Origin of the sequence: Shigella sp. FC1967, assembly GCF_001743005.1 — a bacterium.
Classification (GTDB): domain Bacteria; phylum Pseudomonadota; class Gammaproteobacteria; order Enterobacterales; family Enterobacteriaceae; genus Proteus.
Window position 1 is genome coordinate 1 of the sequence record NZ_MIIZ01000277.1, and the last position, 9,674, is coordinate 9,674.

A 9,674-nucleotide genomic window follows, 5' to 3' on the forward strand; every position below is an offset into this window, starting at 1 on the left:
ATCAATCAATAGCTTATTTAAACACGGTATATATCAATTAAGGGTCATAGGAATTATTAATATAATGAATATGAAGTGCGACTTTACACGGACGATTTTATTTTCTTTTTGTTTTTTCTCTGCTTCGTTAATGGCAGCCCCTCAATTTACACCACCAGAAAAAGCCGTTGCGATTGATGTTAATGAGCAACAGCGTCAGCAAGAACGTGAACGGGCATTACAAGCACAAAATACGCCTAAGGTTGATACTCGCCTTTCTCGTTCTGATGTGAATTTACCCGACTATCCAAGTAATGAAAGTCCCTGCTTTGTGATGAACACATTTTCACTGGAAGGCAATGCTTCAGATGATTTTCAGTGGGCATTAAACGTCGCTGATGACGCTAAAGGGCGTTGCTTAGGTCGGCAAGGTATTTTACTCGTGATGAATAAAGTTCAAAATGCCCTTTTATCTAAAGGGTATGTGACAACTCGCGTCATGGCACAAGAGCAAGATCTCACTCAAGGCCATTTAACGCTAACGTTACAGCCAGGGCGTATTAATACCATTCGTTTTGAAGAAGGGGTTTCGTGGCGTGGCCGTTTGTGGAATGCCATTCCTGCCTCAAAGGGCGATGTTCTTAATTTACGTGATATTGAGCAAGGACTCGAAAACTTTAAGCGCGTCCCCAATGTGACGGCTGATATTCAAATTGTCCCCGGTAAAGAGGATGCCACCAGTGATCTCGTGGTCAGTTGGCAAGAAAAGCGACCTTTTCGTTTGAGTATAGGGTTAGATGACAGTGGTTCAAAAAGCACAGGACGTTATTTAGGATCTGCAACGCTCTCTGTTGATGCCCCTTTTGCCCAAAACGATCTGTTTTATGCCAATGTGGGTAAAGATTTTTTTGATAATGGGCCTTTTGGTAATCGCTCTTATACCTTTAACTATTTTATTCCTGTTGGTAATTGGGGCGTTGCCGCTAACTACAATCATTATACCTATCATCAAAACATTCCTAATGCGAATGAGATATTGCGCTACAGCGGGGAAAGCGACAATACCCAATTTACCGTATCCCGATTGCTATTTCGTAATCAGTTTCATAAAACCACACTCAATATGCGGGTCTATCGTAAGCATTCTACTAATGCGGTTAATGGGATTGATATTGACCAACAACACCGCCGTACCGCTGGGTGGGAAATTGGTTTTAATCAACGCAGTTACTTTGGTAATAGAACCTTAGATGCCAATATCAATTGGCGCCGTGGTACGGGGGCATTTGGAGCCATTCGCGCCCCCGAAGAAGACACTCACAGTGGTAGCGCAAGAACAGGGCTTTTATTAGGCGATATCAGTTTTAATCAGCCTTTTGCTTTAGGTGAACAGCCTTGGCGCTGGAATACGACACTACGTGGTCAATGGAGCCAACATGCCTTAACCCCACAAGACAGAATGACCATCGGTGGGCGCTATACCGTGCGCGGTTTTGATGGTGAACAGATGCTTTCTGGTGAAAAAGCCATTCTGTTACGTAATGACATTGCGTGGAATGTTTTTTCTAAAGGACAAGAACTCTATTTAGGCCTTGATTATGGGCGAGTTGAAGGACAAAACACCCGAAATCTTGTTGGTCACCAATTATCTGGCACGGCGTTAGGATTGCGCGGATCATTATGGTCACGGTTCAGTTATGACGTTTTTACGGGTATTCCCCTTTATAAACCAGAAGGATTTCATACTTCTGGGGCAACCGCAAGCTTTAGCCTTAACATCGAAATTTAGTCTTGATAGATGTGGTTATTCCCCATGGTTTAACCCGCCTTTTATTTTCTTGGATGGTCAGTTTTAAAGGTATTATCTATGAATAAGCATTGTTATCGTCTTATCTTCAGTCGTACTCATGGGGAATTACGTGTTGTCTCAGAATTAACGAAAAGCCACAGTAGTGAGGCGGGGCAAACACGAGGCTCTCAAAGGGCTCGTCTATGGGTTACCCTTCGGCGCGGTGCTTTATTACTCTGGTTAGCATTAGGCAGTCAGAGTGCATTGGCAGAAAGTATTGTTGCTGATAACAACGCGCCTCAACATCAACGCCCAGAAGTGATTAATACTCAAAATGGGCTACCTCAAGTCAATATTGTAGCGCCGAATGACGCAGGTATTTCCCATAATCAATATAAACAGTTCGATGTTGATCAACGCGGTGCGATTTTAAATAACTCAGCGGTCATGACTTCAACACAGACCGCAGGCATGATCCAAGGTAACGTCAATCTTGATCCGAACAAAGCGCCAGCTCGCGTTATTTTAAATGAAGTTAACAGTAATAACCCAAGCCAATTGAAAGGATTTATTGAAGTTGCTGGTGGCAAAGCCCAAGTGATTATCGCTAACCCGTCAGGCATTATCTGTAATGGTTGCGGCACGATTAATGCGGGTCGAATGACGTTAACAACGGGTAAACCACAACTTAATCATGATGGTAGTTTAGCGGGATATCGCGTTGAAAGTGGTGTTATTCATATTGAAGGTGGTGGGTTAAATGGAGATAGTCGCCATGATACACAATACGTTGATCTGCTCACCCAAGCGGTAAAAATCAATGCAGGCGTGTGGGCAAAAGAAAAAATTGAAGTTGTCGCAGGGCGTAATCACATCGATACACAAAACAAAGCCACAGCACTTGACCCAAAAGATAATGCTATTAAACCTGAATTTGCCATTGATATGGGACAAATAGGGGGAATGTACAGTGGTCAAATCCGTATGGTGGGGACGGAAGACGGCGTGGGGGTACGCAATCAAGGTGGTCATCTACAAGCCAATAAAACCTTAACAGTGACAAGCCAAGGGCAACTCGTTTGGCAGTCAACAAAAACGCAAGAAGCAGTGACACAAGCAGGTGGCGATATTAACCTGATTGCCAAAGAAGATCTTATTCATCAAGGTAAACTTCATAGTGGCGGTCAGTTACGTGTAGAAAGTCAAGACGGTGCGTTGAAACAATCAGGCACATTAGCCGCAACAAAAGACGTGACTTTAATTGCCCAAAAAGAGATCCAAACACAAGGAAATTTACTGGCGGGCAGTGATCTTAATAGCCAAATCATCCAAGACGCAAATCTCACCTTAAACAGCCAAAATAATATTCGCGCTCAAGGTAATTTACTGAATAAAAAAGTGATTAATATTACGGCAAAACAGGTCGATTTAAGCCAAAGCCAAATTGCTACTTCAACGTTAGCGATAAAAGCAACACAAGGTGATGCTCGTTTAGACAATACACGAGTTGATACCCATAAAGTTGATGTTATCGCAACGGAGGATATTTCTTCTCAACAAGCCAAAATAAAAGCCCAATCTTGGGATATCAGTGGCAATCATCTCTTTAACCAAAAAGGCATTTGGACGCAAACAGGAAAAAGTGAAAGTCGTTTTGCATTAAAAGGCCTATTTGATAATACGAAAGGCAGTGTTGAAGCTTATCAATTATCCCTTAATGGCCAAGACTTAAATAATACCGATGGGCGTTTAGTGACGTTAAATAACTCGCAACAATATTGGCAATTTCATCAATCGATAAATAATCAGCGTGGCGAGTTAGGGAATAATGGGAATTTACAGCTTGATACTCAACATCTTAATAATGAGTCAGGGAGTATTAAAAGCCCAACGCAATTAAAAATAACAGCAAAATCAGGGATTAATAATCAAAAAGGTCAGCTTCTTTCTGGTGAACAGCTTATTTTAAATACGGACAATTCTCTTAATAATCAATCAGGAAAAATAAACAGTAACCAAATTGACATTAAGACGTCTTTATTCAATAACACGCAAGGACAGCTAGTTGGTCAAGATACTTTAACGCTTTCTACCCAAAAGACATTAACCAATACTCAAGGTTTTATTGGTGCGGGTAAAGCATTAACGTTGTCTGCACAAGGTGGTTTAAATAATCAAGCAGGCATTGTGCAAAGCGAATCTCTATTTAAACTTGTTGCCAACCATATTGATAATCAAGAAGGACAATTACTTTCTGGTCATCAAATGAAGGTGAAAGCAGCTTCATTAATATCATCGAAAGGTAATATCAGTGCAAAAGAGATTGATCTTAATGCAAATACGGTCAGTAATGTTGCGGGAAAAATTATTGGTCAAGATAGGTTAACGCTCACAACGCATCAATTGCTCGATAATACACAAGGTACATTATTAACAAATAAAGCTTTGGTGCTTTTAAATAAAAATAACCTTATCAATGATAATGGTCTGATACAAAGTGGCGAAATTGCGAAGATTGATGCTCAAAATATTAGCAATAATCAAGGTAAGCTTCTTGCTGGTCAACAGATAACATTAACCACTCCAAAAAACCTCGATAACCCAAAAGGTGAAATCAGCGCCAAATCGTTAGCCGTCACCACCGATCAGTTAACAAACCAACAAGGTAAATTGATTGCCACTGACAATCTCGACCTTATTGCTCACCAATCGCTTAATAATACTCACGGTTTATTGGAAGCAGGGAAAACACTAAAGATAACCACCGCAGGACGTTGGAATAATCAAGAAGGGATCACCCAAGCAGGGCATCAAATTATTGCCAGTGCTGATACCATTGATAATACCCAAGGGCAGTTACAATCAGGGGATAAACTTACCTTCAAGACGACTCATGATGTCATCAATACATTAGGTAAAATAACCGCACAACACCTTTTACAGTGGCAAGGTCACGATAATAGCCAATTTAATAATAATAACGGGTTACTGCGAAGTAATGGTACGCTAACGTTAGAAGGCGGGGCACTGAGCAATCAACAGCAAGGCAATATCTTTAGCCAAAAGGCGCTACAGTTAGTGCTAAAAGGTGATTTACTTAATCAACATGGCAAAATCACGAGTAATGAAAATAGTGTGATTAAAGCGAATAATCTTATCAATACACAAGGTGAGATAAATTCCCTTAATACACTCAATATTGATTTATTGGAGCAACTGGATAATCGTCAAGGTCGTCTGTTCAGTCAATCGTCACAACGCTTACACGCTACCGATATTCTCAACATCAAAGGATGGATGGGCAGTTTAGGCGAGTGGTCTGCAAAAGCATCAGCCTTTAATAACCAAACGGGACAAATACAGAGCCAAAAAGAGGCCTCTTTAGTTGCTAATACCTTTGATAATACAAATGGATTGCTTCAATCTAGCGATAGCGCTCAATTACGTATTGCTAAGAGTATAAACAATACCCAAGGTAAAATTAGTGCACAGAATACAGTTGATGCACAAGGTACACAGCCTAACGGTGCTATTGAAACGGTTAACAATATTGCTGGTCAATGGTTAGCAGGCAACAGACTCAATTTACATGTACTCAATCTCGACAATTCACTGCATGGCTTGTTATATAGTCAACAGCATACACAGTTAGCGGTGGATAATGCCCTGAATAATCGACAAGGAAAAATTCAAAGCGGTGATAATCTCACCTTAACCGCCAAAACGCTATACAACCAATCAGGTTCAATTGATGGTCAGCAAGGGATAACGCTGACGCTAGCGGATTTACTCGATAACTCACAGGGTAAAATAAGAAGTAATCAACACCAATCCATTTATGGCTCTAGAATTCAAAACCATCAAGGCCATATCAGTAGCCAAGGCACACTTACCGTCAATGCCACACAGCTTGATAATGACCAAGGTCTGTTGATTAGCCAACAAAACAGTGGCTACCATCTTGAACGTGTGAATAATCAGAACGGTAAAATACACAGCGGTCAAGGGTTAACCCTCACCGCAGATACGCTCCAAAATCAGCAAGGTCAGCTGGTTTCAACACAATCACTGACTATCAATACAGCGCAATTAGATAATCACAATCACGGTGTTTTAAATAGCCAAGCGGCATTAAATCTCATCACGACTAACCTTAATAACCGTGATAACGGTTTAATTTGGGGAACGATGCAAAATACGATTTCAGCAAAAAATATCGATAATACCCAAGGCCGTTTACAGAGCTATGGCGCATTGACCTTAGATAATCTGACGTCACTAGATAACCCAAAAGGGCATATTTTAGCTAATGGGGCGATTGCGATAAATGCGAAAGACGTCCCTATTGCCTCAACCTTAATATTATTGAATCAGCGTGGCGTTATTCAAAGTAGTGATAAGCTTACGTTGAATACTCAGACGTTAGATAATCAAGGTGGTACCTTACAAAGCCAAAATGCATTAGCGCTGACAGCAAACCAAGATTATACCCAACGTGATGGTGATATCCTCAGTAGTAATCAATCCGTTTCCCTTTCTATTTCTGGCGTATTTACGAATTTAGCTGACTGGTTATTACCCGCTTCACTGACGATAAAAAGCCAAGATGTGATCAACTCAGGCTCGTTAGTCAGCCGAGCACTAAATCTCAACACAGGGTTACTGAAAAACCGCGGACGTCTTGAGTCTGATGATTTTACGTTTAACCTTACAACGCTAGATAATACCGCCGCTATTATGGGCGATAATGCAGTTATTCACGCCCAATTAATCGACAACAATAGTAAAAATGCCGTTATTGCGATGACGCAATCGCTCGATTTAACCGCGAGCAATAACTGATAAATCATAACAGCGCATTGATTTACAGTGGTGATACGTTATCGCTTACCAGCCCAGAGATTGAAAATAAAGCCAGCTTTATTGAAGCCGAAGGTGATATGGTAATCAAAGCTGACCAACTCCGTAATTTACGTGAAGGACTGGAGATAGAGCGAGAAGCGGAAAAAAAGGATTATCGTTGGCATCGTTACCATTATTTCTGGCGTTCTTATAATTCAAAAGTTATTACAGATCCCACACCTTTTGCGCCTACAACCCAAAAGTTAACGTTTAATGATGATAATGCTGTTCTTAATAATAAATATGGAACATTAACAGCAATAGATGCCTCAGGTAAAAGAGCTCAGGTTCTTGTTAATAATGAAAATGACAACACACCGATAAGCTTGTGGGTGCATTACGAATCACTGATCCCAAATAGTGACGACACCTATAATATGACTTTTTATCAGACAACAGGATTTGAACAGATAAATGGCGTTCCTACACCGTATCATAATACGGTATGGAGAGAATTCTCAGGCGAACCTCGTATTGAACAATGGGATCCAAATATACATGTAAGTAGCTATGATCTAAAACTTATTCGTGATTATAGTAATTTCCGTGAACGCACAGTATCAGGCACAGCAACACGAGATAAATTAATTTCTGAAGGTATTGGCGCTCGTATTCTCTCGGGTGGCAATATGAACCTTAATATTTCAGGGCTATTGCTTAATGATGCCGGTGTGATCACCTCGATGGGAAATCAATCCATTGATGGAAAAGCTAAAATAGAGAATAACGCCTATTCTGTTAATGAACGCCGCCAAGAGTATATTGTCGATCACTACGATAAGGATACCAAGCACTGGTACCCAAGCTTTAATCATGATGAGACTACAGCATTAGCTACCATTGATAGCATCATTTCAGGCAATGGTAATGTCACAATTAAAGGGGCATCAATCACTAATACTACGGTGAATGCCGCGCAAATTAACACGCTTGAAGCTGCATTAAAAGCCGTTGAAGCAGAGCGCGCAGAATTCGAGCGTAATCCGCTGGGATTTAATATTGATGGCGTGGATAAGCAAACCCTCACTACCGAAATAAAAACCAGTGATAAAACAGACTTAACCCATACGGATGTGACCTCGCCTTTAACGCGTCCACTTTTACCGTCTGAAATCGCGCTGACTGAAAAACAACATTTAGGCAATGTGATCACCGATCTTCCTGACAATGCTCTCTTCCGACAAAATATCGCCCCCGATAATCCATTCTTAATTGTGACGGACGAACGTTTTACCAGCCGTAATAAATTTATTAGCAGTGATTATTTACTGAGTCGGGTGGGCTACGATCCAGCGCAAGTGCATAAACGATTAGGGGATGGCTATTACGAACAACGTCTTGTGCGTGAACAAGTCTTAAAATTGACGGGGCGCCCTTCGCTGTATGAAGGTGACGCCATGGCACAATATCAACATTTGATGAATAATGGTGCGAAAGTCGCGAGCAATTTTCAGTTACGTCCTGGCGTGGCCTTAACGCCTGAACAAATTGCGGCATTGCAGCAAGATATTGTGTGGTTAGTCAGTGAAACAGTCGATACCGCCCAAGGCCTTCAAACGGTATTGGTACCCAAAGTTTATTTAGCCAATAAAACGTTAGATTTATTAAGTCGTGGCGCACTCGTTAGCGGTAATAATTTACATCTTTCCGCCGAAAGCATTGATAATGCAGGGCAACTATTGGCGAATAAAGGGCTAGAGATTGAGGCCAACCAATTCACACATCAAGGCGGGGATATTCATGCACAAAATATCACAGTTCAAGCCGATAGCATTAATTTAAGCACCAACCTGCAAGATGCCTTGCGTCAAGCCACAATGAGTGGGACAGATATCACCTTAAAAGGGCATGATATTCAACTGCAAGGGACAAAACTGGATGCCTTAAAAGACATTAATCTAAATGCCCGTGATAATCTCACTATCACTACAGCAAAAAGTGCGCATTCGGGTGAATTTGATGTGATATCGGGTTCAATGGGAAGTCGGACTGAAAGTTTTATAGAGGAGCCGGGTGAACATCGTCTTGCGCATATTAGCGGTGAATGGCAACGAGCACAAGGAAGCGAGCTGAACGTCGGCGGTAACCTCAATCTCACCGCGGGGAAAGATGTCACACTGCAAGGCAGTCAAGTCAAAGCAGGTGAACAGCTTACTGTAAATGCAGGTGAAAACCTCAATATCCTTGCTGACAGTACCACAACCAAAAGCCACCTTGATGCCAATAGTAAAAGCACCTCTGTGAGCAATACCCGTGAAGAAGCGCGTTTGCAATTAAGTACACTCAGTGGCGATAAAGGCGTCAGCCTAAATGTGGGGCACACCTTGACAGCACAAGGTGCTCAAGTAGATAGCACCGAAGGTAAAACCACCGTTCGTGCTCAAGATGTAGAGATCCACTCCGTCACACAACAGATTGAAGACAGTGACTATCAGCATTCAGGCGGAGGACGTAAAAGTTACAGTCGTCTTGTGGATACCGCCCAAGAAATCGTGGTTGGAAGCACCTTTAGCGGACAGCAAGGTGTTGCGATTACCGCCCGTGAGGGTGATATCAATTTAACAGGTAGCACTTTACACAGTGAAAAAGGGGCTATTGATTTAAGCACCACACAAAATATTAATCTCAATACCGCGACAGAAACCCATACGGAGTTTTTAGAAGAACATTCAAAGAGTAAAGGATTTTTAAATTCTAGCCAGACTCATACTCTCCAAAATGATCGTGTTACACGAGAACAAGGCAGTATGCTCAGTGGTGAGCAAGTCAATATTCAAGCGGGTAACGATATTCAAGTTACAGGCTCTTCGGTGGTCGCAGAAAACGATGTCAGCTTAACCGCGGGTAACAATGTCGATATCACCGCTGCGACGAGACCGACTCGCATTATCTCCTCGAAGAGAAGAAAAAAAGCGGTCTAATGAGTAGCGGTGGCATTGGCTTTAATGTCGGTAAACAATCCTCCCGCCATGAAGTGGATGAAAAAGGCATCACCCAAAGCCAA

General features: G+C 41.7%; 3 protein-coding genes. All 3 read left to right on the forward strand.

Translation table 11 applies throughout. The features are described from left to right. Window positions 1-130 precede the first annotated feature (130 nt). The 3 genes from BHE89_RS02510 (at window position 131) to BHE89_RS02545 (ending at window position 9,591) form a co-directional block, all read left to right on the forward strand. Window positions 131-1,768, forward strand: a complete 1,638-nt coding sequence (locus tag BHE89_RS02510; protein ID WP_286138755.1) for a ShlB/FhaC/HecB family hemolysin secretion/activation protein — start codon at window positions 131-133, stop codon at window positions 1,766-1,768. Between the two features lie 78 nt (window positions 1,769-1,846). Further along, entirely contained in the window at window positions 1,847-6,610 is a 4,764-nt protein-coding gene (locus tag BHE89_RS24735) for a two-partner secretion domain-containing protein (RefSeq protein WP_286145830.1), read from the forward strand. A gap of 17 nt (window positions 6,611-6,627) precedes the next feature. Next, window positions 6,628-9,591: a hemagglutinin repeat-containing protein gene (locus BHE89_RS02545; protein WP_286145831.1), complete on the forward strand. Its 2,964-nt coding sequence runs from the start codon at window positions 6,628-6,630 to the stop codon at window positions 9,589-9,591. The last annotated feature ends 83 nt before the right edge of the window (window positions 9,592-9,674 follow it).